Here is a 25,753-nt window from a genome sequence, read left to right as displayed (position 1 = left end):
CACGTCCTGGCTTAAGCTGATTTGCCCGGCTGCTCAGCTGGCCATCGGCGGCCCGCACGGTCGCCAGGCTAGGGTGGGTCACCGGCTGGACCACAATACGCAGGCGAGATCAGGTGGGAGCGTGTCATGCCGGCAATCGTCCTCATCGGCGCCCAGTGGGGCGACGAGGGCAAAGGTAAGGCCACCGATTTGCTCGGTGGGCGCGTTCAGTGGGTGGTGCGCTACCAGGGCGGCAACAATGCCGGGCACACCGTCGTCTTACCCACCGGCGAGAACTTCGCGCTGCACCTCATCCCGTCGGGGGTGCTGACCCCGGGTGTCACCAACGTCATCGGCAACGGTGTGGTGGTCGACCCCGGTGTGCTGCTGGACGAGCTCAAGGGCCTCGAAGACCGCGGCGTCGACACCTCCAAGCTACTGATCTCCGCCGACGCGCACCTGCTGCTGCCCTACCACGTGGCCATCGACAAGGTCACCGAGCGCTACATGGGCAACAAGAAGATCGGCACCACCGGCCGTGGTATCGGCCCCTGCTACCAGGACAAGATCGCCCGCATCGGCATCCGGGTCGCCGACGTGCTGGATCGGGAAGTGTTGACGCACAAGGTCGAAGCCTCGCTGGAGCTGAAAAACCAGATCTTGGTCAAGATCTACAACCGCAAGGCGCTGGACCCACACCAGGTGGTCGAGGCGCTGCTGGAGCAGGCCGAGGGCTTCAAACACCGCATCGCCGACACCCGGCTGCTGCTCAACCAAGCGCTGGAGGCCGGCGAGGCCGTCCTGCTGGAGGGCTCGCAGGGCACGTTGCTCGACGTCGACCACGGCACCTATCCCTATGTGACGTCATCGAATCCGACGGCGGGCGGCGCGGCCGTCGGGTCGGGTATCGGCCCCACCCGGATCACCGCCGTGCTGGGAATCCTCAAGGCCTACACCACCCGGGTGGGCTCGGGCCCGTTCCCCACCGAGCTGTTCGACGAGAACGGCGAGTACCTGTCGAAGACCGGTGGCGAATTCGGCGTCACCACCGGACGGCGCCGGCGCTGCGGCTGGTTCGACGCCGTCATCGCCCGCTACGCCACCCGGGTCAACGGCATCACCGACTTCTTCCTGACCAAGCTCGACGTGCTGTCCAGCCTGGAAACGGTTCCGGTGTGTGTGGGCTACCGGATCGATGGGGCGCGGCTGCACGACATGCCGATGACGCAGAGCGACCTGGCGCGCGCCGAACCCATCTACGAAGAGCTGCCCGGCTGGTGGGAGGACGTCTCGCACGCGCGGGAATTCGACGACCTGCCCGCCAAGGCGCGCGACTACGTGCTGCGGCTCGAAGAGCTTGCCGGAGCGCACATTTCGTGCATCGGCGTGGGTCCGGGGCGTGACCAGACCATCGTGCGCCGCGACGTCCTGGCGGCTCGTCCGTGACGGATGCCGCTCAAGATCCCAAAGACCTCGACCCCGAATACGAACACCACGGCGGCTTCCCGGAATACGGCGTGGCCAACCCGGGCCCGGGATTCGGCCGATTCGTGGCGGCCATGCGCCGGTTGCAGGACCTCGCCGTGTCGGCCGACCCCGACGACGACGTGTGGGACGACGCGGCCGACCGTGTCGAGGCACTGAGCGCGCTGCTCGGGCCGTTTCAGGCCGCCGAAGGCCAGGCCCCGGCCGGGCGGACGCCGGGCCTGCCCGGCATGGGCAGCCTGCTGTTGCCGCCGTGGACGTTGACGCGCTATGAGCCCGACGGCTGTGAGATGCGGGGTCAGTTCACCCGCTTCCACGTCGGAGGCAACTATGCGGTGCACGGCGGCGTCCTGCCGCTGCTGTTTGACCACATGTTCGGGATGGTGTCGCACGCCGCCAACCGGCCCATCAGCCGCACGGCCTTCCTGCACGTCGACTACCGCAACATCACCCCGATCGACGCGCCCCTGGTGGTGCGCGGGCGGGTCACCGACACCGAGGGCCGCAAGGCGTTCGTGTCCGCGGAGTTGGTCGACGCCGACGGCGCGCTGCTGGCCGAGGCCAACGGCCTGATGGTGCAGTTACTCCCAGGCCAGCCCTGAGCCCGGCGTCGCGTATTCGGAGCCCATTCCGAACCGACCTATCCTTGAGCCGTGACTGACGGCGTGACCGACGGACGGAACGACGAAACGACGGCGCTCGTCGTGCCCCAGCAGGCTCCCGCGGGCGCCGAAGCCCAGCCCGCCGCCCCCGCCGACGGCAGGCCGACGGTGGTGCTGCTGGGTTCCGGCGATATCAGCCGGGAGCTCGCGATCGCCCTGGGTCGCCTCGGAGCCCGGGTGATCGCCGTCGACGCGCACCCGCAGGCGCCCGCGCACGGCGTGGCCGACCGGGCCCTGGTGCTCCCACTGAGCGACGCCGCCGAGCTGTCCGCGGCGCTGCACCGGCTGCACCCCGACTTCGTGGTGACCGCGACCGACACCGTCGCCGCCGGGGCCCTCGACGCCGTGGCCGGCGACGACCACACCGTGCTGGTGCCCAGCGCCCGCGCCGTGCGGCTCAGCGCCGACCGCGAGGGGCTGCGCCGGCTGGCCGCCGACGAGTTGGGCCTGCCCACCGCGCCGTTCTGGTTCGCCGGGTCGCTCGGCGAACTCGAGGCGGTGGGCGCGCACGCCGGATATCCGTTGCTGGTCAAGCCGGTGGCCGGGCCGACCGGGCCGGGCCAGTCGGTGGTGGCGCGGCGCGAGGACCTCGGGCCGGCGTGGCAGCGCGCGGCGGGCGTTCACCCGGGGCCCGGGCAGCCGCGGGTGCTGGCCGAAACCGTGGTCGAAGTCGAGTTCTGCGTGACGCTGCTGGCGGTGCGCTGCGACGGGCCGGCGGGGCCGGCGATCGAGTTCTGTTCGCCCATCGGTCATAGCGGCTCCGGCGGCCAGGTGCTGGAATCCTGGCAACCTCAGAAGATGAGTGCGGCGGCGACGGACGCCGCCAAGTCGATCGCTGCCCGGATCGTCAAGGCGCTGGGCGGACGCGGTGTCTTCGCCGTCGAATTGATGGTCAACGGCGACGAGGTGTACTTCGCCGACGTCACCGCCCACCCGACCGACAGCGCCTGGGTGACGCTGCGCAGTCAGCGGCTCTCGGCGTTCGAACTGCAGGCCAGGACCATTCTGGGGCTGCCGGTGGACACCATGATGGTGTCGCCGGCCGCCGCCCGCGCGATCGACCCGGTCGACTCCCACGACCCGGCCGCGCTGACCGGCGCGCTGAGCGTGCCGGAAAGCGACCTGCGGGTGCTCGGCCGCGGCTACCGGGCGCTGGCGACCGCGCCGGAGGTGACGGCCGCCCGCGAGCGCGCCGGCCAGGTCGCCGGCCGGCTGGCCGCGCCCGAGTCACACGGCTGAGTCCACCCGGTAGTTCGCGCGAACCCACCGCCCCGAGACGCTCGCGGCGACGGCCTCGATACCATCGCAGGTCAGGTATCGCTGCGGGTACGGGGGGAATCCGGCCGGGGCTTGCCCGCCGCGGCGCGGATAGGGTGGCTGACAACGAACAACGAGGGAACGAGCATGAGCACAGATCGCGCACACTCCTACGCCGGGGACATCTCGCCGCTGGAGGCATGGAAGCTGCTCAGCGACAACCCCAACGCCGTGCTGGTCGACGTGCGGACCGACGCCGAATGGCGATTCGTCGGTGTGCCGGACCTGTCCAGCCTCGGCCGCGAGGTGTTGTTCCTGGAGTGGAATTCGTCCGACGGACGCCGCAACGCGAACTTCGGCGAGCAGCTGCGCGAGCAGGTGGCGCCGGCCGGGGCCGACGCGGAGCGCCCGGTGCTGTTCCTGTGTCGGTCCGGAAACCGCTCCATCGGCGCCGCCGAGGTCGCGACCGAGCTCGGCATCACGCCGGCTTACAACATTCTGGACGGCTTCGAGGGCCACCTCGATGCCAATGGGCACCGGGGCGAAACGGGCTGGCGGGCCATCGGATTGCCGTGGAGACAGGGCTGAACCGGCGATGACCCCAGCCGACGACGGCTCCGTTCGCACGCCCACGGCGCTGCCCGACGGCGTCAGCCAGGCGACCATCGGCGTGCGCGGCGGGTTGTTGCGGTCGGGATTCGACGAGACCGCCGAGGCGATGTACCTGACCTCGGGCTACGTCTACGAGTCGGCGGCCATCGCCGAGCAGTCGTTTACCGGCGACGTGGACCACTTCGTCTACTCGCGCTACGGCAACCCGACCGTGACGATGTTCGAGGAGCGGTTGCGTCTGCTCGAGGGGGCCCCGGCGGCCTTCGCCACCGCGAGCGGCATGGCGGCGGTGTTCACCTCGCTGGGTGCGCTGCTGGGCGCGGGGGACCGGCTGGTCGCCTCGCGCAGCCTGTTCGGCTCGTGTTTCGTGGTGTGCAACGAGATCTTGCCGCGCTGGGGCGTCGAGACCGTCTTCGTCGACGGCGACGACCCGGCGCAATGGGAGCGGGCGTTATCGGTGCCCACCACGGCGGTGTTCTTCGAGACGCCGTCGAATCCCATGCAATCGCTGGTGGATATCGCCGCGGTGTGTGAACTCGCGCACGCCGCGGGCGCAAAAGTCGTGCTGGACAACGTGTTTGCCACACCGCTGCTGCAGCAGGGCATTCCGCTCGGCGTTGATGTGGTGGTGTATTCGGGCACCAAGCACATCGACGGTCAGGGCCGGGTGCTCGGCGGGGCCATCCTGGGCGACAAGGAGTACATCGACGGCCCGGTGCAGAAACTGATGCGGCACACCGGACCGGCGATGAGCGCGTTCAACGCCTGGGTGTTGGTGAAGGGGCTCGAGACGCTCGCGGTCCGGGTGGAACACAGCAATTCGTCGGCCTTCCGGATCGCCGAATTCCTGGAGGACCATCCGGCGGTGAGTTGGGTCCGCTACCCGTATCTGTCCTCGCACCCGCAATACGACTTGGCCAAGCGGCAGATGTCGGGCGGAGGCACGGTGATCACGTTTGCGCTCGACTGCCCGGATAGCGTGGCCAAGCAGCGCGCCTTCGAGGTGCTGGACAAATTGCAGCTGATCGACATCTCGAACAATCTCGGCGACGCCAAATCCCTTGTCACGCATCCCGCGACCACGACGCACCGGGCGATGGGGCCGGAGGGTCGCGCGGCGATCGGGCTCGGTGACGGCGTGGTGCGCATCTCCGTCGGGCTGGAGGGCACCGACGACCTGATCGCCGACATCGACCGGGCGCTGGGCTAGCCGGCCTGTTTCTCGACCGAGTCGACGCGCTCGGCCGCCGCCAGTGTCCCGTCCTGCGCCCGGCGCTCCAGCCAATCCACCACCGGCCGGGCGTAGATCATTTGGCTGGTGATGGCCATCTGGCCGCGGGTGCGGCCCAAAAACGAGATGCCCCAGGCGAACATCGCGGCAATGCGGTTGCGGTGGCCGATCAGGTAGTAGAGGTGCAGCAGCAGCCACGCCAGCCAGGCGATGAATCCGGCGAACTCGACCTTGCCGACCTGAGCGACGGCGCTGTACCGGGAGATCAGCGCCATGCTGCCCTTGTTGACGTACTTGAACGGCTTGCGTTCGGCCGGATTGTCCTGGCCCTTGACCGCCCGCTTGACGATGCCGGCCGCGTATTTCGCTCCCTGGATCGCGCCTTGGGCCATGCCCGGCACGCCGGGCACCGACATCAGGTCACCGACCACGAAGACGTACGGGTGTCCCTTGACGGTGAGGTCGGGCTCGACGATCACCCTTCCGGCGCGGTCGGTTTCGGTTCCGTCGGACTGCTCGGCGATCATCGCGCCCAGCGCGCTGGCTTGCACCCCGGCCGCCCACACCTTGCACGCGCACTCGATGCGGCGCTCGCTGCCGTCCTGCTCCTTGACCGTGATGCCCATGTAGTCGACCGCGGTCACCATCGCATTGAGCTGGACCTCGACATCCATCTTCTCCAGCCGCCGTTGCGCCTTGAGTCCGAGCTTGGGGCCCATCGGCGGCAGCACCGCGGGCGCCGCGTCCAGCAGGATGACGCGGCATTCGCTGGGGGTGATGGTCCGAAACGCCCCGGCCAGGGTGCGCTCGGCCAGCTGGACAATCTCACCCGCCAGCTCGACGCCGGTGGGGCCGGCCCCGACCACCACGAAGGTCAGCCGGCGTCGGCGCTCGTCCGGATCGGTGGCGACCTCGGCGGCCTCGAACGCGCCGAGGATGCGGCCACGCAATTCCAGGGCGTCGTCGATGCTTTTCATGCCGGGTGCGAAGGCGGCGTACTCGTCGTGGCCGAAGTAGGACTGTTGGGCTCCGGCCGCCACGATCAGGCTGTCGTAGGGCGTCACCGTGTTCATCCCCATCAGGTGGGATTCGACCGTCTTGGCGTTGAGGTCGATGGCCGAGACGTCTCCCCACAGCACCCGGACGTTTCGCTGCCGGCGCAGGATGAGCCGGGTGCTGGGCGCGATGTCGCCCTCGGACAGGATTCCGGTGGCCACCTGATACAGCAGCGGCTGAAAAACGTGCGTGGTCGTCTTCGAGATCACGGTGATGTCGACGTCGGCGCGTTTGAGCGCCTTGGCCGCGGACAGTCCGCCGAAGCCGCTCCCGATGATGACGACACGATGGCGCGACATGCCTGCCCCCTTCTTCACGCGTGGGCCTGGGTGTCAAACCTCCCAGCGCATGTCCACCGTACGACGCCACCCGGGAGAAAGGCGAGGCATCCCCTCAACACCGCAGCGCCGGACCCGGCCATCACGGGTGGCCGAAGGGGGCAAGGAGTGAAAACCCTTGGCAACAACCGGGTCTCGGCACCTCACCGTAGGTGTGGTCGGATAACCGCCCGAAATGCCTTGTGCGGTAGAGGATCCCGGCCGGAGCCATGCAGGTCTGCGACCCATTCGCGGCTCCGGCCGGGATTCTGCAGTTCTTCGCTAGGCGCGAAGGTTTATCCGAACGAGAAGGCCCATGATGATTTCGCGGGCCTCGTTCGGTTGGTGCGCTTTTACGGTCCGACGATGGTCAAACCGCTGGTTCCGGGATCGACGGTTACCGGAAACGTACAAGCCGAAGTCATCGGCGCTGCAAAGGCGAGAGCCAATCCAACGATGATTTTGGCAGTACGACGTGACATAAGAAACCCCTTCGTCTGGGAGAGGACTGTCTGATGCCCGACGCGGAGGAGTTTACGCGGTCAACGACTCGTGGATAACGGATTTCGCGAATTATCCGCTCCGATGCGTCGAACGGACGATTCGAGATCGCCGACGGCATACGGCCGCCCTCGCGCGAATGGAATTGCGGCAAAATCCAGTGCCGCGCGGAATTGGCAATTTCCTGCGCGGTTATGTTGGCGCCGCTATATTGGGACGCTATTTTCGTGCTGTTCGGCGGCGACGCGCGCTCCCCGGATATGAATTCAAATCGGCGGCCGAATCGGCCGCGGCTCCGTCGCGGCGAAACCGTCAACCCGGCAACCGGTTTGACCGGCGGCTCGGCGACACCCGAGGTCGGCCTAGAACGGCCACGCGTTGGCGTCGCTCTTGTACTTGGCGTTGAGGTCGCTGCAGAAGTCGGCGGCGGTACCGGCGAGCAGGATGTAATAAGTCTCGCCGCGGCGGCTTTCGTAGGAGATGGGGGTGGTCCAGCCGTTGTCGCACATCGCGGCTTCGCCGCCGGCCGCCGTCCTGCGCCAGTTGGTCTTGGCGCAGGCGACCAGGCTGTCGACGTTCGGGGTGGCGCTCTTGGCCGCGACCAACATCGCGCCTCCCCATTGCCCGTCGTTGCGCCGATAGGCACGGGCGCCGAATCCGGCGTTGTTGGTCTGGCAGGTCAACGCCCGGCGCAGCAGCGCGAAGGGGCTCGCCAGCTGCTGGTTGGCGGCCCCTGCCGCGGCGTTGATGAATTGCGCCGCGTCCGAGCCGTCCACCTCCTGGATGACGCCGGGGTTGCCAAAGCTGAAGAGCTGCTGGGAGATTCCCTGCCCGGCCGCCGAGCCGCCGCCGATGATCGGCCCGCTGCCGCTGGACGTCATCGCGGGTAGCGCCGCGGTGGGATCGGCGCTCGCCGCGGGCATCCCGGCGGCGGCACCCAGGGCCAGCAGCGCGATCAGGCTGCGAAGCGGGCGCGCGGTGAGTCTCATGACCTTATTTCAGCACGCGCGGGTAATCGGCGCGGCGGTCGTCGGCAATCCGTCCGATCGCCTCCTCGACGGCAAGATCGCTGTAGGCGGTGACCAGCGCACGTCAGATGCCCAGGTCCTTGGCGATGATCGTCTTCATGATCTCGTTGGTGCCGCCGTAGATGGTCTGGATCCGGGCGTCGACGAAGGCGCGCGCCACGCCGTATTCGCGCATGTAGCCGTAGCCGCCGTGCAGCTGCAGGCAGCGGTCGGCGGTGCGTACCTGCAACTCGGTCGTCCACCACTTCAGCCGGGCGGCGCGCGCGGCGGTGAGTTCACCGGCCAGGTGCTGGGCCAGGCAGTCGTCGAGATAGGTACGGGCGATGTCGATTTCGGTCGCCAGCTCGGCGAGGACGAACTGGCTGTTCTGGAAGCTGGCGATCGGTGCGCCGAACGCCGTGCGGTCACGCACGTAGTCGAGGGTCTGCGCCAGGATGCCTTCGGCCGCGGCCACCGCGCCCACCCCGAGCGCGAGGCGCTCCTGGGGCAGGTTCTTCATCAACTGGTAGAAGCCCTTGCCCTCTTCTTCGAGCAGATTCGGCTTCGGCACCCGCATGTCGGTGAAGCTGAGCTCGCTGGTGTCCTGGGCGTGCAGGCCGATCTTCTCCAGGTTCCGGCCGCGGGAGAAACCCGGGGTGGCGGGGTCGACGACCAATAGCGACAGCCCGTGGTGGCGGTCCGGCGAGGTGCGCACCGCGATGACGAAGAGGTCGCCGATCTGTCCGTTGGAGATGAACGTCTTGGCGCCGTTGACGACGTAGTCGTCACCGTCGGGCACCGCCGTCGTGCGGATGCCGGCCAGATCGCTGCCGGTCCCGGGCTCGGTCATCGCGATGGCGAGCACCGTCTCGCCGGTGACCACGCCGGGCAGCCAGCGCTGTTGCTGCTCCGGCGTGGTCAGATCGGTGAGATAGGGCAGCACCACGTCGTTTTGCAGCGTGAAGGCGATGGCTTCGGCGGCCGCTCCCGCCCGCTGCAGCTCGTCGATCACGATCGCGTTGTAGCGAAAGTCGCTCACCCCCGGACCGCCGAATTGCTCGGGCACCGAAAAGCCCAGCAGCCCGAGCTTGCCGGCTTCGATGAACAGCGAGCGATCCCACTGGCCGTCGCGTTCCCAATCCTCGTGATTGGGCAGCACCGTCCGCTGCACGAAATCGCGGACCAACTCCCGGAACTGGTGATGCTCGGACGTGTACAGCGGGCGGTCGGCCATCGGTGCTCCTGTCAGCGGAAGGCGTCGCTGCCGGTGAACGCCTGGCCGAGGACGAGCTGATGCATCTCCGGGGTGCCCTCGTACGTCAGCACCGATTCCAGGTTGACCATGTGCCGGATGACGGGATATTCCAGCGATATCCCGTTGCCGCCCAAGATGGTTCGCGCGGTCCGGCAGATCTTGATCGCCTCACGGGTGTTGTTGAGCTTGCCGAAGCTGACCTGCTCGGGACGCAGCCCGACGCTGTCCTTGAGGCGGCCGAGGTGCAGCGACAACAGCTGGCCCTTGTGCAGCTCGACGGCCATGTCGACGAGCTTGGCCTGGGTCAGCTGGAATCCGGCGATCGGGCGGCCGAACTGGGTGCGCTGGGTCGAGTAATCCAGCGCGGCCTGCCAGGCCGAGCGGGCGGCGCCCATGGAGCCCCAGATGATCCCGTAGCGGGCCTCGGACAGGCAGGACAACGGCCCCCGCAGCCCCTTGGCCTCGGGCAGCATCGCCTCGGCGGGCACCCGCACGTCGTCGAGCACCAGCTCACTGGTGATCGAGGCCCGCAGCGACAGCTTGTGGTGAATCGTGTTGGCGGAAAACCCCGGTGTCTTGGTGGGCACCACGAAACCGCGGATCCCGTCGTCGGTGCCAGCCCAGACGACCGCGACGTCGGCGACCGAGCCGTTGGTGATCCACAACTTGCGTCCGTTCAGCACCCAGTCCGAACCGTCTTGGCGCGCGCGGGTTTTCATCGCGGCGGGGTCGGAACCGACATCGGGCTCGGTCAGCCCGAAGCAGCCGAGCAGCTCGCCGGTGGCCATGCCGGGCAGCCATTGCTGCTTCTGCTCCTCGGACCCGAAGTTCCAGATCGCGAACATCGCCAGCGAACCCTGCACCGAGACCATCGACCGGAGGCCCGAGTCGGCGGCCTCGAGCTCCACGCAGGCCAGCCCGTAGTGCACGGCCGAGGCGCCGCCGCAGCCGTACCCCTGCAGGTGCATGCCCAACAGGCCGAGCTGGCCGAACCCCTTGGCCAGCTCGCGGACCGGAAGGTCGCCGATTTCGAACCACTCTGCGACGTGCGGCAGGACGTGCTCGGCGCAGAACTCCCGGACGGTGTCGCGCACCGCCAGTTCGTCGCTGGATAGCGAGGCGTCGAGGCCGAGGGGGTCGTCGCGGTCGAAGGCGGGTGCTGTCTTGGTGCTCATGGCATCAGCCTGCCATCGTTGGGGAACGTCCGGGTAGTCTGCCTGCATGCTTAGCCTCCGGCGGCCGGCCTGGCTGGTGGTGGACGTCATCGGCGTGCTGGTGTTCTGCGCCGCGGGGCGCCGCAGCCACGACGAGGGTCTCAACGTCACGGGCCTCGCGGTGACGGCCTGGCCGTTTCTCACCGGCACCGTCGTGGGGTGGCTGATCTCGCGCGCCTGGCGGCGGCCCACCGCGGTGGTGCCGACCGGGGTTGTCGTGTGGCTGTCCACCGTGGTGGTCGGCATGCTGTTGCGCAAGGCGAGTTCCGCCGGCGTGGCGGCAAGTTTCGTGGTGGTGGCGACGACGGTCACCGCGCTGTTGCTGCTGGGCTGGCGGGCGGCCGCCGGCCTGACCCTGCGGCGTCGCTCCGGCGTCTGAGACGACCATGGCGCAGACGGCCGACGTGGCGGTGACCGCGACCTTCGGTGCGGCCGCGCGGGCGGTGGCCACCGACCGGGGCCAGCTGAACGACCCGTTCGCCGAGCCGTTGCTGTGTGCCGTCGGGATCGAGTACCTGACCCGGGCGATCAGGGATCACGTCTTCGCGGAGGACGACGGCGACGACCCGGCGATGACGGCGCTGATGGACGCGCTGGCGGCGCACACGCGGTTCGTGGACGAATTCCTGGCTGACGCCGGCCGCGCGGGCATCCGCCAGGTGGTGATCCTGGCGTCGGGCCTGGACACCCGGCCGTACCGGCTGTGGTGGCCGCGGGGGACGACGGTGTATGAGATCGAGCGGCCGCAGGTGCTCGATCTCAAAGCCGAAGTGTTGCGCGGGCTGGACGCCGAATTGGCCACCCACCGGTGTGCGATCGGCATTGATCTGCGCCAGGATTGGCCGGCCGCGCTGCGCCGGGTCGGCTTCGACGCCGCCCAGCCCACCGTCTGGGTCGCCGAGCAGTTGCTGGTCGGCTATCTACCGCCCGACGAGCAGAATCAGTTGCTGGACGGCGTCACCGGCGCGAGTGCGGTGGGCAGCCGGTTCACCGCCGATCACATGCCGACCTGGAATCCGTTGCAGCTCGGGGCCGAACGCGCCTTCGTCGACGGCTGGCGGCAGCGCGGTCTGGACGTCGATCTGGCCAGCCTGACCTATCCCGGCGAATACCATTACGTGCCAGAGTATTTGGCGTCGAACGGCTGGGAGGCGACCGGGCGCAACATCGCCGAGCTGCTGGGCGAGCTGGGGCTGGGCAGGCGGCGGCGGACCGGGGCCGGCGACTCGGAGTTCATCCCGGAATACGTCACCGCGACACGCGTTTGAGTTTTGGTGATGCCGGAACCAAGCCCGACCCACGGCCGACTACGGTTCGTGTCGGCGACTCACGACGATCCGCTGGCCGCGCCGCTGCTGGCCGAACTGTCGGTCGAGTATGCGCAGCGCTACGGCGGCACCCCGAGCACCCACCTGAGCTGGCTGCCGGTGCCCGCGGCCGAGTTGGCGCCGCCGGACGGCGGGCTGCTGATCGGGGTGGTGGACGGCGTGCCGGTGACCGGGGGTGCGTTTCGCCGCTACGACGCCGATACCGCCGAGCTCAAGCGGATCTGGACCGACGGTGCGCATCGGCGTCGCGGCTACGCCAGGGCGCTGCTGGCGGCGTTGGAGGCCGAGACCCGGGCGCGGGGGTACCGGCGGCTCTACCTGATCACCGGCAATCGCCAGCCCGAGGCGGAGGCGCTCTACGACGCGACGGGGTACACCCGGATAGCACCGGACCCGCTGCCGTCGTGGGGCCCGTTTCTTCCGATCGCATTCGAGAAGTGGCTGGCGTGACTTGTGTTCGCTCGCAACGAGTTTGAAGTGAAGACCGCGCCCGCGATTCAGCGGGCCGTGCCGGCGCGGGTGCGAGTCACGCAATAGAAACTTCGGCGGTGCCGGTCCGGTCACCGAGCCAACGCGGTGGCCCGCGCGGTCGCTTCCCGGATGGGGCCGCGCCACATGTCGCCGTGTCCGGGCAACAAGATCTCGGTGTCCAGCAGGGCCAGCGCGTCCAGGCTGCGCAGCGAATCCTGCTGGCTGCGGCTGAACACCGCCGGCAGCAGCTGCGGCCCCCCGCGGCGCAGCAGCGGGTGCCCGGTGATCAGCGCGTCGCCGCTGACCAGCACGCCGTCCACCACGTACGAGCAGTGCCCACTGGTGTGCCCGGGGGTGGACACCGCCCTGGGGTGGCCCGGCAGGCCGGCGGCCACCTCCGCAGTCAGCGGCCGGGTGGACGGGATGCCGTCGCGGATCAGGCCGCCGCTGCGCAGCACGTGCAGCCCCCAGGCCGCCCAGCGTGGCCGCCAAATGCGCAGCGCCACATCGAAAACCGACGCCTGCTCCAGATACTCGCGCTTGGCGTGGCCCACCTCGTCGGCATGGCAGTACACGTCGGTGCCGTACTCGTCGGCGAGCCAGATCGCCGAGCCCAGGTGGTCGATGTGCGCGTGCGTCAGCAGGACGGCGCGCACGTCGCCGGGGCCATAGCTCAGCTCCCGAAGCGACGACAGCACGTCCTCGCGGTCACCGGGATAGCCGGCGTCGATCAGCATCACGCCGGTGCCGTCGACGACCAGCGTCCAGTTAACGGCCGCTCCCTGAGCGAGGTACACCGTGTCGGTCACTTGAACGAGAGCCGGCGCCGATCCCATGCCCGCGAGTGTAGGGGCGGCCCGCGCCGGCCCGTCGGCCCGGCTCAGCCGCGCCGGCGATCGGCGCGAGGAGTAGAAAAGACTCGTGGCTGAACTGAAACTCGGATACAAAGCGTCCGCTGAACAATTTGCACCGCGCGAGCTCGTCGAACTCGCTGTCGCCGCCGAAGGGCACGGCATGGACAGCGCCACCGTCAGTGACCACTTCCAGCCGTGGCGGCACGAGGGCGGACACGCCCCGTTCTCGCTGGCCTGGATGACCGCCGTCGGCGAGCGCACCAAGAGGCTGGTGCTGGGCACCTCGGTGCTCACCCCGACCTTCCGGTACAACCCCGCCGTCATCGCGCAGGCGTTCGCCACGATGGGGTGCCTGTATCCGGATCGCATCTTCCTGGGCGTGGGCACCGGCGAGTCGCTCAACGAGATCGCCACCGGCTACGAGGGCGAGTGGCCGGAGTTCAAGGAACGCTATGCGCGGCTGCGCGAAGCGGTGCGGCTGATGCGCGAACTGTGGCTGGGCGACCGCGTCGACTTCGAGGGCGAGTACTACCACACCAAGGGCGCCTCCATCTACGACGTGCCCGAGGGCGGCATCCCGATCTACATCGCCGCCGGCGGCCCGCAGGTGGCCAAGTACGCGGGCCGCGCCGGTGACGGCTTCATCTGCACCTCCGGCAAGGGTGAGGAGCTGTACAGGGACAAGCTGATGCCCGCCATGAAGGAGGGCGCGGAAGCGGCGGGGAAGAATCCCGACGATGTCGACCGGATGATCGAAATCAAGATCTCCTACGACACCGACCCGGACAAGGCGCTGGAGAACACCCGGTTCTGGGCGCCGCTGTCGCTGACGGCCGAACAGAAGACCAGCATTCACGACCCGCTGGAGATGGAGAAGGCCGCCGACGAGCTGCCCATCGAGCAAGTCGCCAAGCGCTGGATCGTGGCGTCGGATCCCGACGAGGCGGTCGAAAAGGTCGGCCAGTACGTGAAGTGGGGCCTCAACCATCTGGTGTTTCACGCGCCCGGCCATGACCAACGCCGGTTCCTGGAGCTGTTCGAGAGGGACCTGGCGCCGCGGCTGCGGCGGCTGGCCTGAGGGGCGGGCGAATGGTCTCCGGCGCTGTTTCAGTTCAGTGACTGCGATCTATATCGCCGCCCCGGAACCGGAGACCGGCAAGTCGACTATCGCGCTGGGGCTGCTGCACCGGTTGACCGCGACGGTCGCCAAAGTCGGTGTGTTTAGGCCCATTACCCGCTATGACACCCACGAACGCGACTACATCCTGGAACTGTTGCTGGCACGGACCACCGCGGGTCTGTCGTACGAGCAGTGCGTCGGCGTCACCTATCAGCAGCTGCACGCCGACGGTGACGCCGCCATCGCCGCCATCGTCGACGCCTTTCACGCGGTAGCCGAGGCGTGCGATGTGGTGGTGATCGTCGGCAGCGACTACACGGACGTCACCGGTCCCGCGGAACTGTTTACCAACGCGCGCATCGCGGTCAACCTCGGGGCGCCGCTGCTGCTGACGGTCAGCGGCAAGGGCCGCACGGCCGCCGAGATCGCCAGCGTCGTCGAGGTCTGCCTGGCCGAGCTGGACGCCCAGCACGCCCACACCGCCGCTGTGGTGGCCAACCGGTGCGAGCCGGCCGAGCTGACCGACGTCGCCCAAGCGCTGCGCAGGTTCGCGCAGCGCAGCTACGTGCTGCCCGACGAGCCGCTGCTGTCGGCGCCGACGGTGGCCGAGCTGGAAAAGGCGGTCGGCGGAACGCCGGTCAGCGGCGAAGCATCGCTGCGCGAACGCGAGGTCACCGGGGTGCTGGTCGCCGGGATGACGGCCGACCACGTGCTGGAGCGGCTGCGCGACGGCATCGCGGTCATCACCCCCGGCGACCGCTCGGACGTGGTGCTCGCCGTCGCCAGCGCCCATGCGGCGGAAGGCTTTCCGTCACTGTCGTGCATCGTGCTCAACGGCGGCTTCACGCTGCATCCGTCCATCGCCGCCCTGGTGGCCGGACTGCGGCTGCGGCTCCCCATCGTGGCCACCGAGCTGGGCACCTACGACACCGCCAGCGCGGCGGCCTCGGCCCGGGGCCGGGTCACGGCAGCCTCGCAGCGCAAGATCGACACCGCGCTGGAGCTGATGGACCGCCACGTCGATGTCACCGATCTGCTTGCACAGCTTGCCATTCCGATTCCCACCGTCACCACGCCGCAGATGTTCATCCACCAGCTGACCCTGCGGGCGCGTTCGGATCGCAAGCACATCGTGCTTCCGGAAGGCGATGACGACCGCATCCTGCGCTCCGCCGGGCGGGTGCTGCAGCGCCGCGTCGCCGACCTGACCATCCTGGGTGATGAGGCCCAAATCCGCCAGCGCTCGGGCGAACTCGGAGTGGACCTGGGTGATGCCACGGTGATCGATCCGCGCACCAGCCGGCTGCGCTACGAGTTCGCCGACCAGTACGCCGAGCTGCGCAGGGCCAAGGGCGTCACCGTCGAGCAGGCCCGCGAGGTGATGCGCGACAGCACGTATTTCGGCACCATGCTGGTGCACAACTCGCATGTGGACGGCATGGTATCGGGCGCCGCGCACACCACGGCCCACACCGTTCGGCCCGCGTTCGAGATCATCAAGACCGTGCCGGACGTCTCGACGGTTTCCAGTATCTTCTTGATGTGCCTGCCCGATCGCGTCCTGGCGTACGGCGACTGCGCGATCATCCCGAATCCGACACCCGAGCAGCTGGCCGACATCGCGATCTCCTCGGCGCGCACCGCCGCGCAGTTCGGCATCGATCCGCGGGTGGCGATGCTGTCCTACTCGACCGGTGACTCGGGTACCGGCGCGGACGTCGACAAGGTAAGGACGGCAACCGAATTGGTGCGCAAACGCAAACCCGACCTGCCGGTCGAGGGACCCATCCAGTACGACGCCGCGATCGAACCGTCCGTTGCGGCCACCAAATTGCGCGACTCGCCGGTGGCCGGTCGCGCCACGGTGCTGATCTTCCCCGATCTCAACACCGGCAACAACACCTACAAGGCGGTGCAGCGCAGCGCCGGCGCGCTTGCCATCGGGCCCGTGCTGCAAGGCCTGCGCAAGCCGGTGAACGACCTGTCGAGGGGCGCATTGGTCGAAGACATCGTGAACACGGTGGCCATCACCGCGATCCAGGCGCAGGGCCAACCGTGACCGACAGCGGCGACGCACGACTGGTGCTGGTGATCAACTCCGGCTCGTCATCTCTGAAATACCAAGTGGTGGAACCCGATTCGGGAGTGGCCCGGGCGACTGGCCTCGTCGAGCGGATCGGGGAGGAATCGTCGTCGGTCCCCGACCATGACGCCGCGCTGCGCCGCGCCTTCGACGCGCTGGCCGACGACGGCATCGACCTGGAGGCCAGCGGCATCGTCGCGGTGGGCCACCGCGTGGTGCATGGCGGCAACACTTTCTATCGGCCGACGCTGCTGGACGACGCGGTGATCGGCAGGCTGGACCATTTGTCGGAGCTGGCCCCGCTGCACAATCCGCCCGCACTCAAGGGAATCCAGGTCGCGCGCAAACTGCTGCCCGACCTCGCCCACATCGCGGTGTTCGACACCGGCTTCTTCCACGACATGCCGCCGGCGGCGGCGACGTACGCCATCGATCGCGAGCTGGCGCAGCGGTACAAAATACGCCGGTACGGCTTCCACGGCACGTCACACCGCTACGTCAGCGAGCAGGCCGCCGCGTTCCTGGATCGATCGGTCGGTGACCTGAAACAGATTGTGCTGCACCTGGGTAACGGGTGCTCCGCGTCGGCGATCGCCGGCACCCGGCCGTTGGACACGTCGATGGGTCTGACACCGTTGGAGGGGCTGGTGATGGGCACCCGCAGCGGTGATATCGATCCCAGCGTCGTCGCCTATCTGTCGCACGTGGCCGACATGGATGGCGACGACGTCGAGTCCATGCTCAACCAGCGCTCCGGGGTGCTGGGCCTGTCCGGTGAGCGGGACTTTCGCCGGTTGCGGACGAGGATCGAATCCGGCGACGAGTCAGCACAGTTGGCCTACAGCGTGTTCACCCACCGGTTGCGCAAGTACATCGGCGCCTACCTGGCGGTGCTCGGGCACACCGATGTCATCACCTTCACCGCCGGGATCGGCGAGAACGACCCGGCCGTGCGCCGGGACGCGGTGGCCGGCATGGAGGAATTGGGCATCGTGCTCGACGAGCGCCGCAACCTCGGCGGCGGCAAGGGCCCGCGCCAGATTTCCGCCGACGATTCACCGATCGCCGTGCTGGTGGTCCCGACCAACGAGGAGCTGGCCATCGCGCGTGACTGCGTGAACTTGCTAGCCGGATAGGAAGCCGAGGCCGTTTCGTCCGCCGCCCACCGACGGCGCCGGATCGGTCCCAACCGTCCGCGCCAGTAACTCTGCGTAGATGTCACGAAAATCGACTGTGTACTTCAGGTCTCCGTTGTCGAGGTCGGTGAGGCTGGGCTGCTCGCCGTAGCAGCCGCCTGTGACGGGAGCACCCGCGATGAATACGGGGCCGGCCGTGCCGTGATCGGTGCCTTGCGAGGCATTGGCCCGCACCCGGCGCCCAAATTCCGAGTACGCCATCAGCACCACGTCGCGGCCGGCCATCTCCTGAACGAACGCGGTCACCGCCGTGTCGAACGTCTGCAGCAACCGTTGCTGCGTGCCGCGTTCGCCGGCATGGGTGTCGAAGCCGCCCAGTTGCACGGTGTAGACCCGGGTGGGGACGCGGGCGTTGATCGCCTGGGCCACCATGCTCAGCTGGGTGGCCAGCGAATTGCCTTTGCCGGCAGCGGGTTTGACCGCGGCGAAGGTGGTGTCGGAGGTGCGCGCGGCGCGGTAGGCCTTGCACACCGCGGCCATTGCCGGCGTGTCGTCTGGATCGTCGTCGCCCAGCGCCGTCATCAGCGCGTCGAACGTCTCCACCTTGCCCGGCGCCAAGCCGGGCGACAGCGCCGCGGCGGTGCACTTTGCGCCGACGGCCAGTGGGGGCAGCACGGCCCCGATGTTCACCGCCCGCAACGGATCTTCTCCGGTGGCGTCGAGCCAGCGGCCGATCCAGCCGGTCGACACCGGCTCGGCCGGTGAGGCCGTCTGCCAGATGTCCATCGACCTGAAGTGGCTGTGGTCGGGCTTCGGGTAGCCCACCCCGCGCACGATGGCGAGCCGTCGCTGGTTCCACAGCCCCGCCAGCCCCTTCATCGCCGGATTGAGACCCAGCTGCTGATCGAGCTGCAGCACATCACCGGGTGCGTAGGCGAGTTCGGGTCGCGCGTCGTGATAGGCGTTGTCCGCGTAGGGGATCACGGTGTTGATCCCGTCATTGCCGCCGTAGAGCGTGGCGATCACCAGGACGCCCGCGCCGTCGGCCAACGGCCGGTCCCGGGCCGCGCGCATCAGGTCGGGCCAGCCGACCGCGACGGCTCCGGACAGCAGGCCGGCCGCACCGACGCCCGCGCTGGCGATCAGGAATCGGCGGCGGTTCATCTCGGACATGGCCGGTCTCGCTAGGACGTCAGGTATTCGGGAGTGTTGACGGCGGCCGCGACCAACTGCGCCGGTTGGCGGACCAGCGGCTGCAGCGCCTTGACGGTGCGGTCCGACCAGGAGCCGACGCCGATCAGGTAGCCGACCGCGTCGACGCGGTCGCCGGGTGCGGTGTCCTCGATGCCGGACAGGTCGCCGGCGTGTGCCAGTTCGATCGCCGCGCGCAGGCGGGTCCCGGCGCTGGCGGTGGACAGCCACACCTGGCCGCCGGGCCAGCCGCCGACGCTGGGCGGATAGAACGGACGCTGGCCCAGCGTGCGCAAGGTCGCGTCGATCATCTTCAGCCGCTTGGCGTCGTTGACGGGTACCTGCAGCGCGCGGATCACCCCGACGAGCCATTCGGCCGGGGTGTTGACCACCGCCGCTCGGCTGCGGACGAACTCGTCGTCAGTGAGGATCGCGCGGGTCAACGCGCGCAGGTTCCGGCCCGGGCCGTACGCGGACACCAGCCTGTCGAGCGCGGCGCGCGACGGCGGATCGTCGGACGCCAATTGCCGCCATAGGCGTCCGGCAACGTATGCGGCCGATCTGGGTTGCGCCAGCACGGTGTCGCAGAATCCGGCGGCGTCGAAGTCGCGGGTCTGGCCGAACAGCGTCTTGGCGCTCGAGTCGTGGCGTTTGGGGATCATTGCGGTTCTGCCCCCGGCGCCGATGACCCACCCCGTCAGGGCTCGCGCCCCGTTGCGCACGTCGCTTTCGGTGTAGCCGTTGCCGTGTCCCAGCGCGAACAGCTCCATGAACTCGCGGGCCAGGTTCTCGTTGGGCGCCTTGGCGGTATTGCTCTGCGCGTCCAGCCAGCGCAGCATCGCGGCGTCGGTCAACATCGCGTACGCCAGCGCGCGAAAATCGCCCAGCGACCCGGCGCGCAGTTTCTGGTTCTGTGCGGCCATGTGCGCGGCCACCCGCACCTTCTGCGCTGAGGTGGCGAAGTGGTTGTGCCACAACAGGGTCAGCTTCTCTCCCACCGGCTGCCGCACGCCGACCATGCGACGTATCCACCAGTTCGACAGCACGCCCAACTGTTCGCTCATCTGCTGGTTGTACTGCTTGCGCGCGGCCGGCGTCGCGCCCTTGCCCGGCGGGCTGGGCGCGGCCAGGGTGGGCATCGGGGTGGCGAGCGCGCCGGGGTCGGCGTCGGGATCGGTGGCAAGCATCGCGTCCACGTAGCCCGGCCAGTCCCGGCCGACGGCCGCGTCCACCTCTGGTCCGGTCACCCCGAATCCGGCACGGCGCAGCATCCGGGCCGTGCTGACCCACGCGGTGGACTGGCCTGCCATGGATCAACTATGCCCAACCTTTCTTGCGTTTTCCTTGCGAAGCCTGTGGATGCGGGTGCCCGCGATGCGGCGCCCGCGTGTGATCCTTCGCGACATGAAGGAGCCGTTTGTCGGCAGCGAGGCGTTGCGCCATGGCTGGTTGAGCCGGCACCAGCTGCGGACGCGGTACCGCGCGGTGTTTCCCGACGTCTACCTCTCGAATGACGCCGTGCCCTCCCTCGAGTCGCGCATCGCAGCCGCGTGGCTGTGGTCTGGTGGCCACGCCGTCATCGCCGGGGCGGCGGCCGCTTTCCTGCATGGGACCAGGTGGATACCCGACAATGTGCCCGTCGAGCTGATATGCGACCGGCCCCGCGCGCCGCAAGGCGTGCTGACGCGCCGGTGCGCGCTGACCGCGGGGGAGACGCAGTCCATCGACGGCTTGCCGGTCACCACACCCGAGCGCACCGCCTTCGATATCGGCAGGCGCGGGGCCATCCGCTCGGCCGTTGTCCGGCTCGACGCCCTCGCGCGTGCGACGGATTTCAAGGTCGACGACGTGCTTAGGGTCGCCCGAGGCCACCCTTCTTCGCCCGGCCTGCGGCGGCTGGAGGCCGCGCTCAATCTGGTCGACGCGGGCGCGCAGTCGCCGCGGGAAAGCTATTTGCGGCTGCTCCTCATCGACGCCGGCCTGCCCCGGCCGCAAACCCAGATACCGGTGCTCGACGGCGACGGTCTCCCCTTCGCCTACCTCGACCTGGGCTGGGATGAGGCAATGGTGGCTGTCGAATACGACGGCGATCAACACCGGACCAACCGACGCCAATACGTGAAGGACGTTCGACGGCTGGAAAGGCTCGAGCGGATGGGCTGGATCATCGTCCGGGTCGTCGCCGAGGACCACCCCGTCGACGTGGTTCGCCGTGTCCGAGCCGCCCTGGTGGAATCCAGTGTGCGGTCAGGGCTTTGATTGTGCGTGCAGGGCGAGTTCTCGCCGGCTGATTTCCCGCCCAGGACGCACACTCGACGAAATCGAAGCGCAGGCCAAGCCCAACCAGAACTAGAACGTGCTGGTGGGGCGCACCCGGTTGGCCATGTCCACCAGCGCGTAGCGGTGCCGCTGGGTGGGGGCGACGCGGGCCAGGTTGCGCAGCGACGCCTCGACGCCCAGCCGCAGCCCGTGCTCGGTGAACGGAAAACCGAGGATGTGGTTGGTGCTGGCCTTATTGTCTTCCAGCCAGTCCATCGCGCAGCCCAGCACCAGGGCGCGGATCTGCAGCACGCGGGGCTCGGTGGGCGGCAGCGCCTCCACCCGCCGGGCCGCGTCGCGGATGTCTTCTTCGGTGATCTCGCGCTTGGACCGGCCGGACAGCAGCGTCACCGCGCTGGTCAGCCGCGCGGTGGTGAAGTGCCTGGAGGTGGCCGGCACCTCGTCCAGCGTGCGCACCGCGGCGGCCCGATCCCCTTCCGCGGACAGCGATCTGGCCAGCCCGAACGCCGCCGAGATCACGCCGTCGTTGGTCTTCCACACCGTCTCGTAAAACTTGTGGTCGTCGACGTCACCGGCCAGCTCGGCGGTGGCGGCCAGTGCCAGCTTGGGCGCCAGCTCGCCGGGGAACGTGTCCAGCACCTCGGTGAAATGCATTGTGGCGGAGTCATAGTCGCCGGTGAGGAGCTCGGCGACGGCCCTGTACCAGACCAGCCGCCACTGCCAGCCGACCCGCTCGGCCAGGTCGTCGAGCTTGCGGGTGGCCTTGGCCACGTCGCCGAGATCCAACAGCGCGCGGACCTCCATCAGCGGCAGTTCGACCGACTCGGACACCTCGACGCCGTCGGCGTCCAGCGTCCCGTGCCGGGCCGCGCGCAACGAGTCCAGGGTCTGCACCGGCTGAGACAGCACGGTCGTCTGCAGGATCGGAGCCGCGACGTCGGCCGGGTCGACCAGCGGAACCTGTAGTGCGGTAACGATTTCGCGCGCGGTCAGCTTCTCCGAGTGGACCTGACCGTCCAGGTACACGTCCGTGTGCGCGACCAGCAGGTCCACCCCGAACGTCGAGCGACTGGGGCTGAAGATGGTCGACAGGCCGGGTCGGGGCACCCCGGTATCGTGGGCGACCACCTCGCGCAGCACGCCCATCAACTGGGCGGACATCTCCTCGGTGCTGCAGAACCGGCGCCGCGGGTCGGGATCGGTGGCGCGGCGCAGCAACCGGCGGAAGGAGTCATAGGTATCCAGCACGGGGTCGTGTTCGGGCAGGCCGTCGACGTAGCGGCCGTTGCGCGTTTGCAGGTTCAGTGTGAGCGCGGCCAGCGTGCGGCCCACCGTGTAGATGTCGGTGGCCACCGTCGGGCCGGTCCGCACGATCTCCGGAGCCTGGAAACCCGGTGTGCCGTAAAGGTATCCGAACGAATTGATCCGCGACACCGCACCCAGGTCGATCAGCTTGAGCTGCTCCTCGGTGAGCATGATGTTCTCCGGCTTGAGATCGTTGTAGACCAGGCCGATGGAGTGCAGATAGCTCAGCGCGGGCAGGATTTCCAGGATGTAGGCGATGGCCTCGGCGACGGGTAGCTTCTCACCCTTGCCGTGCTTGAGCGGCTGACCGCCGACGTACTCCATGACGATGAGGCCGACGGGATTGCCGTGCTGGTCGGTGTGCTCGACGAAGTTGAAGATCTGCACGATCTGCGGGTGCACCACCTCGGCCAGGAACTGTCGTTCGGCCATCGCGATCGCCTGCGCCTCCGCGTCGCCGGAGTGCACCAAACCCTTGAGCACCACCGGGCGGTCGTTGACGTTGTGGTCGACCGCCAGATAGACCCAGCCCAGACCGCCGTGCGCGATGCAGCCCTTCACCTCGTACTGGTTGGCAACGATATCGCCGGGATTGAGCTGCGGCAGAAACGAATACGGGCTGCCGCAGGACGGGCACCAACCCTCCGACGCACCCTTGGCCTTCTTGCTGGACCGGCCGACCGGTTTGCCGCAGTTCCAGCAGAAGCGCTTGGACTCCGGCACCATGGGGTTGGTCATCAGGGCTTCGAGCGGATCGATGTCGCGTCCGCGGGGAATCTCGACCAGGCCGCCGCCGAGGTGTCGAACCGCCGGCACCGATCGCGTCGCCACCGTCATGCGGTCCTGCGGATCGGTGTCCAGAGCACCCAGCGAGATATGCGGGAAGTCGTCGTCGTCATCGTCGTCGTCGAAGTCGGGACGGAACAGTGCCTGGGTGGCCTGCAGCCGACCGGTCGCCGCGCCGCCGGTCTGGACGTCGGCGGGCTGGGTGCCCGGGCCCACGTCTGCCACCTCTTCCGCGCCGGTTTCCGGCTGCTCGGTGTGCTTGTCCGGCTCGGCCATCAGTCCAGATACCTCGGTACGGGCGGGGCCGGCGCGGGACCCAGCACCGTCAACCACTTGCGGTACAACGTGTTCCAAGTTCCGTCCCGGCGGATCCGTTCCAGGGTCCCGTTGACGAACCGCACCAGTCCGGTGTTGTTGAGATTGACGCCGATGCCATAGGGCTGGGTGGCCATATTCGGCCCGACGATGTGCAAGTAGGGATCCTCTTCGACGAGCCCGGCCAGGATCGAATCGTCGGTGCTGACGGCGTCGATCTCCCGCTGCTGCATCGCCACCAGGCAGTCGGCCCAGTTGACCACCGACACCACGACCGGCGGCGGATCGATCTGCTGGATGCGGTGCAGCGAGGTCGTGCCCCTGGCCACGCACACGCGCTTCCCGGACAGGTCGGCGACCTTGACGATCGCCGAGTCGCGCGGGGCGAGGATGCGCTGGTTGGCGTCGAGGTAGACGGTGGAGAAGTTCACCTGCTTGCGACGCTCGCAGGTGATGGTCATGGTCTTGACCACGACGTCGACCTCGGAGCGCTGCAGCGCGGTGACGCGTTCGTCCGACGACAGGATCCGGTACTCGACGTGGGACGGCGCCCCGAAGATGTCGCGCGCGATCTCGCCGGCGATGTCGACGTCGAAACCGGTGATCTCGCCGGTGATCGGGTCGCGAAAGCTGAACAGGTTGCTGCCGATGTCCAGCCCGACGATCAGCCGGCCCCGGGCGCGGATGTCGGCGACCGCGGCGTCCGCCTCCGCCTTGGTGGCAAACGGCCGCAGGCTGGCCGTCAGGTCGCAATCCTGGGTCGGGCCGTCGGGCGGCAGCGGCGGCTGCGGCGGTAACTGTTCCATGCCCACCGGTGTCGGCGGCGGCAACGTCGGCACGCTGGCCACCCGCAAGGATTCGGTGTGTCCGCAGCCCGACAGCAGCAGCGCGGCGATCACCACCGCGCACGCCCGGCGAAGCGGGGGCAGCCGGGTCATCATCGATACTCTTTCAGCCTCGGCCACAAGCCCAGCGCCACCGCGATGGCGGCGCCGAGGCTGAGCACCACGCCGCCCACCTGTGCGCCGGACAGGCCGCTGCGCGCGTTGATGACGTCGTTGCGCAGGTGGATCCGGCCCTGGTCCATGGCTTTGGCCAGCTCGTCTTCCAGCTTGTCGAACGCCGGGGTGGAGTCCTCTTCGCTGCTGCCCAGCGCGACCTGGGTGGCGGCCCGGTAGTTGCCCACCGAGATGTACGAGGTAATCCGGTCGTTGGCCTGCCGCCAGCGCAACAGCAGCTGATCGGCGCCTTCCAGGTCGGGCTTGTCCACGGCGTCACTGCGGGACATGTACTGGTCGAGCTGGCGGTGCATGGAATCGATGCGCTGGTAGAACGACTGCTTGCGCTTCTCCTCGTCGCCGCGGCGGATCAGCGACAACGTCTCGTCGGCGCGGGCCTGCTGGGCGGTGATCGCGACATTGGTGACGGTCTTGAGGGACTCCGCGGCAGTGTCCTTCGCGCTACGACTGGCCGTCGTAGAAATGGTCAGCGCAGTTCCAACCCAAACCACCATGACGAGAATAGCGAGTGCGCCCACCACCAGGCCCGGGTTGATTCGCCGCCGGGTACGCCGCGCCAGCCAGCGGTGCGAGAACGCGCCGAAGATGACGGTGGCGCCGACCACCATGATGACCGGCGCCGGGATCTGCGTCGACGCGGTGGTTTCCGCGTCCACCCGCTCCGACGTCGCCTGATACAGCCGCGCCGCGTCGGGCAGGATCGTCGATTGCATCAGCCCCGACGCCTCCGACAGGTACGACGACCCGACCGGGTTGCCTTCCCGGTTGTTGGTCCGGGCGATCTCGATCAGGCCGGTATAGACGGCCAGCTCGGCGTTGATCCGGCCCAGCAGCTGCACCAGCGGCTCGTCGGTGAGCCCGCTGGAGGCCCGGGTCACCGCGACCGACGCGTCCGTGATCGCCTGCTCGTAGCGCTGGCGCACCGGCTGTGGCTCCGCTTCGGCGATGAACGCGGTGGCCGCCGCGGCGTCGGCCACCGACAGGGTGGTGTAGAGCCGCCCGGCGGCGAACGACAGCGGTTCGGTGTGGTTGAGCACCGTGGTGAGCACTTGCTGCCGGTGGTTGATGGTGGTCGAGGTGGCGAAGGCGCTGATCCCGCCGAGCGCGGCCAGCACGATGCCGATGGTCAGGATGCGGCCCGGCGTCGTGGAGATGAACCACCAGCGGGGATGAGCCGGTTCGGCCGGTGACCGCGATCCCTGCGGCTCGGTCGACGGATGCGCCAGCTCAACCGTCACGTGTTATCAGCCCTCATCTCTCGGCCACTTCGTTTCGCTGCACGGACCTCT

22 protein-coding genes are annotated in these 25,753 nt (G+C 68.7%); 12 read left to right on the top strand and 10 right to left on the bottom strand.

Annotated elements, in window-relative coordinates; all coding sequences use genetic code 11:
- Window positions 1–126 precede the first annotated feature (126 nt).
- The 5 genes from ACIUM1_RS11790 to ACIUM1_RS11770 all read left to right on the top strand — a co-directional run bounded on the left by ACIUM1_RS11790 (window position 127) and on the right by ACIUM1_RS11770 (window position 5,205).
- Complete coding sequence (locus tag ACIUM1_RS11790) at window positions 127–1,425, top strand: adenylosuccinate synthase (RefSeq protein WP_406817317.1); 1,299 nt, start codon at window positions 127–129, stop codon at window positions 1,423–1,425.
- A complete protein-coding gene (locus tag ACIUM1_RS11785) occupies window positions 1,422–2,066 on the top strand; it encodes a PaaI family thioesterase (RefSeq protein ID WP_406817316.1) in 645 nt (214 codons plus the stop codon). The genes ACIUM1_RS11790 and ACIUM1_RS11785 overlap by 4 nt, the downstream gene beginning before the upstream one ends.
- Before the next feature lie 51 nt (window positions 2,067–2,117).
- Entirely contained in the window at window positions 2,118–3,365 is a 1,248-nt protein-coding gene (gene purT / locus ACIUM1_RS11780; RefSeq protein ID WP_406817315.1) for a formate-dependent phosphoribosylglycinamide formyltransferase, read from the top strand.
- Between the two features lie 165 nt (window positions 3,366–3,530).
- Window positions 3,531–3,971 (top strand): rhodanese-like domain-containing protein, encoded by a 441-nt coding sequence (locus tag ACIUM1_RS11775; protein WP_406817314.1) that lies wholly within the window; start codon window positions 3,531–3,533, stop codon window positions 3,969–3,971.
- Window positions 3,972–3,978: 7 nt separating this feature from the next.
- Window positions 3,979–5,205, top strand: a complete 1,227-nt coding sequence (locus ACIUM1_RS11770; protein WP_406817313.1) for an O-succinylhomoserine sulfhydrylase — start codon at window positions 3,979–3,981, stop codon at window positions 5,203–5,205.
- On the opposite strand, the gene ACIUM1_RS11765 is transcribed toward ACIUM1_RS11770, so the two are convergent.
- The 4 genes from ACIUM1_RS11765 to ACIUM1_RS11750 form a co-directional block, all read right to left on the bottom strand.
- Window positions 5,202–6,581, bottom strand: a complete 1,380-nt coding sequence (locus tag ACIUM1_RS11765) for an NAD(P)/FAD-dependent oxidoreductase (protein ID WP_406817312.1) — start codon at window positions 6,579–6,581, stop codon at window positions 5,202–5,204. The genes ACIUM1_RS11770 and ACIUM1_RS11765 overlap by 4 nt on opposite strands.
- A gap of 881 nt (window positions 6,582–7,462) precedes the next feature.
- Window positions 7,463–8,089, bottom strand: coding sequence for a hypothetical protein (locus ACIUM1_RS11760; protein WP_406817311.1), 627 nt, complete (start codon window positions 8,087–8,089; stop codon window positions 7,463–7,465).
- Window positions 8,090–8,192: 103 nt separating this feature from the next.
- Complete coding sequence (locus ACIUM1_RS11755) at window positions 8,193–9,341, bottom strand: acyl-CoA dehydrogenase family protein (RefSeq protein WP_406817310.1); 1,149 nt, start codon at window positions 9,339–9,341, stop codon at window positions 8,193–8,195.
- Between the two features lie 11 nt (window positions 9,342–9,352).
- Complete coding sequence (locus ACIUM1_RS11750; protein WP_406817309.1) at window positions 9,353–10,537, bottom strand: acyl-CoA dehydrogenase; 1,185 nt, start codon at window positions 10,535–10,537, stop codon at window positions 9,353–9,355.
- 46 nt (window positions 10,538–10,583) lie between these two features.
- Here ACIUM1_RS11750 and ACIUM1_RS11745 point away from each other — a divergent pair, with 46 nt between their 5' ends.
- From ACIUM1_RS11745 to ACIUM1_RS11735, 3 genes are read left to right on the top strand one after another with little or no spacing between them, the layout of a single operon-like run.
- On the top strand, window positions 10,584–10,955 hold the full coding sequence (locus ACIUM1_RS11745; protein WP_406817308.1) for a DUF3054 domain-containing protein: 372 nt from the start codon (window positions 10,584–10,586) through the stop codon (window positions 10,953–10,955).
- A gap of 7 nt (window positions 10,956–10,962) precedes the next feature.
- Window positions 10,963–11,844 carry an SAM-dependent methyltransferase gene (locus ACIUM1_RS11740; RefSeq protein ID WP_406817307.1) on the top strand — a complete coding sequence of 294 codons (882 nt, stop codon included), beginning with the start codon at window positions 10,963–10,965 and terminating at the stop codon, window positions 11,842–11,844.
- Between the two features lie 6 nt (window positions 11,845–11,850).
- Complete coding sequence (locus ACIUM1_RS11735) at window positions 11,851–12,354, top strand: GNAT family N-acetyltransferase (protein ID WP_406817644.1); 504 nt, start codon at window positions 11,851–11,853, stop codon at window positions 12,352–12,354.
- A gap of 110 nt (window positions 12,355–12,464) precedes the next feature.
- Here ACIUM1_RS11735 and ACIUM1_RS11730 read toward each other — a convergent pair whose 3' ends face one another.
- Window positions 12,465–13,211 carry an MBL fold metallo-hydrolase gene (locus ACIUM1_RS11730; protein WP_406817306.1) on the bottom strand — a complete coding sequence of 249 codons (747 nt, stop codon included), beginning with the start codon at window positions 13,209–13,211 and terminating at the stop codon, window positions 12,465–12,467.
- 85 nt (window positions 13,212–13,296) lie between these two features.
- Between ACIUM1_RS11730 and fgd the strand changes: the two genes are divergently transcribed.
- Genes fgd through ACIUM1_RS11715 form a run of 3 tightly spaced genes read left to right on the top strand, consistent with a single transcriptional unit; the run spans window position 13,297 to window position 17,568 of the window.
- Window positions 13,297–14,307, top strand: a complete 1,011-nt coding sequence (gene fgd / locus ACIUM1_RS11725) for a glucose-6-phosphate dehydrogenase (coenzyme-F420) (RefSeq protein WP_406817305.1) — start codon at window positions 13,297–13,299, stop codon at window positions 14,305–14,307.
- 37 nt (window positions 14,308–14,344) lie between these two features.
- A complete protein-coding gene (gene pta, locus ACIUM1_RS11720; protein ID WP_406817304.1) occupies window positions 14,345–16,408 on the top strand; it encodes a phosphate acetyltransferase in 2,064 nt (687 codons plus the stop codon).
- Window positions 16,405–17,568, top strand: coding sequence for an acetate kinase (locus ACIUM1_RS11715; protein ID WP_406817303.1), 1,164 nt, complete (start codon window positions 16,405–16,407; stop codon window positions 17,566–17,568). The genes pta and ACIUM1_RS11715 overlap by 4 nt, the downstream gene beginning before the upstream one ends.
- Here ACIUM1_RS11715 and ACIUM1_RS11710 read toward each other — a convergent pair.
- The gene (locus tag ACIUM1_RS11710; protein ID WP_406817302.1) at window positions 17,557–18,741 is read right to left on the bottom strand and encodes a DUF1501 domain-containing protein; all 1,185 of its coding nucleotides are present in this window, start codon (window positions 18,739–18,741) and stop codon (window positions 17,557–17,559) included. The genes ACIUM1_RS11715 and ACIUM1_RS11710 overlap by 12 nt on opposite strands.
- Before the next feature lie 11 nt (window positions 18,742–18,752).
- Window positions 18,753–20,069 carry a DUF1800 domain-containing protein gene (locus tag ACIUM1_RS11705; RefSeq protein ID WP_406817301.1) on the bottom strand — a complete coding sequence of 439 codons (1,317 nt, stop codon included), beginning with the start codon at window positions 20,067–20,069 and terminating at the stop codon, window positions 18,753–18,755.
- Between the two features lie 94 nt (window positions 20,070–20,163).
- Here ACIUM1_RS11705 and ACIUM1_RS11700 point away from each other — a divergent pair, with 94 nt between their 5' ends.
- Window positions 20,164–21,018 (top strand): hypothetical protein, encoded by an 855-nt coding sequence (locus tag ACIUM1_RS11700; RefSeq protein ID WP_406817300.1) that lies wholly within the window; start codon window positions 20,164–20,166, stop codon window positions 21,016–21,018.
- A 90-nt stretch (window positions 21,019–21,108) separates the two neighbouring features.
- Here ACIUM1_RS11700 and ACIUM1_RS11695 read toward each other — a convergent pair whose 3' ends face one another.
- Genes ACIUM1_RS11695 through glnX form a run of 3 tightly spaced genes read right to left on the bottom strand, consistent with a single transcriptional unit; the run spans window position 21,109 to window position 25,702 of the window.
- Window positions 21,109–23,406 carry a serine/threonine-protein kinase PknG gene (locus tag ACIUM1_RS11695; protein ID WP_406817299.1) on the bottom strand — a complete coding sequence of 766 codons (2,298 nt, stop codon included), beginning with the start codon at window positions 23,404–23,406 and terminating at the stop codon, window positions 21,109–21,111.
- Window positions 23,406–24,383 carry a glutamate ABC transporter substrate-binding protein gene (locus ACIUM1_RS11690; protein ID WP_406817298.1) on the bottom strand — a complete coding sequence of 326 codons (978 nt, stop codon included), beginning with the start codon at window positions 24,381–24,383 and terminating at the stop codon, window positions 23,406–23,408. The genes ACIUM1_RS11695 and ACIUM1_RS11690 overlap by 1 nt, the downstream gene beginning before the upstream one ends.
- Window positions 24,383–25,702 carry a protein kinase G-activating protein GlnX gene (glnX, locus tag ACIUM1_RS11685; RefSeq protein ID WP_406817297.1) on the bottom strand — a complete coding sequence of 440 codons (1,320 nt, stop codon included), beginning with the start codon at window positions 25,700–25,702 and terminating at the stop codon, window positions 24,383–24,385. The genes ACIUM1_RS11690 and glnX overlap by 1 nt, the downstream gene beginning before the upstream one ends.
- Window positions 25,703–25,753 lie beyond the last annotated feature (51 nt).

This window comes from Mycobacterium sp. M23085 (genome assembly GCF_045343915.1).
Classification (GTDB): Bacteria; Actinomycetota; Actinomycetes; order Mycobacteriales; family Mycobacteriaceae; genus Mycobacterium.
The sequence above is the reverse complement of the archived record's forward strand: the minus strand, read 5'-3'. Positions and strand labels throughout refer to the sequence as shown.

Bases quoted from the DNA above. Each gene is read 5' to 3' on its own strand.
- ACIUM1_RS11790 (WP_406817317.1), top strand. From the start codon at position 127: ATGCCGGCAATCGTCCTCATCGGCGCCCAGTGGGGCGACGAGGGCAAA.
- ACIUM1_RS11775 (WP_406817314.1), top strand. From the start codon at position 3,531: ATGAGCACAGATCGCGCACACTCCTACGCCGGGGACATCTCGCCGCTG.
- ACIUM1_RS11770 (WP_406817313.1), top strand. From the start codon at position 3,979: ATGACCCCAGCCGACGACGGCTCCGTTCGCACGCCCACGGCGCTGCCC.
- ACIUM1_RS11765 (WP_406817312.1), bottom strand. From the start codon at position 6,581: ATGTCGCGCCATCGTGTCGTCATCATCGGGAGCGGCTTCGGCGGACTG.
- ACIUM1_RS11760 (WP_406817311.1), bottom strand. From the start codon at position 8,089: ATGAGACTCACCGCGCGCCCGCTTCGCAGCCTGATCGCGCTGCTGGCC.
- ACIUM1_RS11755 (WP_406817310.1), bottom strand. From the start codon at position 9,341: ATGGCCGACCGCCCGCTGTACACGTCCGAGCATCACCAGTTCCGGGAG.
- ACIUM1_RS11750 (WP_406817309.1), bottom strand. From the start codon at position 10,537: ATGAGCACCAAGACAGCACCCGCCTTCGACCGCGACGACCCCCTCGGC.
- ACIUM1_RS11745 (WP_406817308.1), top strand. From the start codon at position 10,584: ATGCTTAGCCTCCGGCGGCCGGCCTGGCTGGTGGTGGACGTCATCGGC.
- ACIUM1_RS11740 (WP_406817307.1), top strand. From the start codon at position 10,963: ATGGCGCAGACGGCCGACGTGGCGGTGACCGCGACCTTCGGTGCGGCC.
- ACIUM1_RS11730 (WP_406817306.1), bottom strand. From the start codon at position 13,211: ATGGGATCGGCGCCGGCTCTCGTTCAAGTGACCGACACGGTGTACCTC.
- ACIUM1_RS11710 (WP_406817302.1), bottom strand. From the start codon at position 18,741: ATGTCCGAGATGAACCGCCGCCGATTCCTGATCGCCAGCGCGGGCGTC.
- ACIUM1_RS11705 (WP_406817301.1), bottom strand. From the start codon at position 20,069: ATGGCAGGCCAGTCCACCGCGTGGGTCAGCACGGCCCGGATGCTGCGC.
- ACIUM1_RS11700 (WP_406817300.1), top strand. From the start codon at position 20,164: ATGAAGGAGCCGTTTGTCGGCAGCGAGGCGTTGCGCCATGGCTGGTTG.
- ACIUM1_RS11695 (WP_406817299.1), bottom strand. From the start codon at position 23,406: ATGGCCGAGCCGGACAAGCACACCGAGCAGCCGGAAACCGGCGCGGAA.
- ACIUM1_RS11690 (WP_406817298.1), bottom strand. From the start codon at position 24,383: ATGACCCGGCTGCCCCCGCTTCGCCGGGCGTGCGCGGTGGTGATCGCC.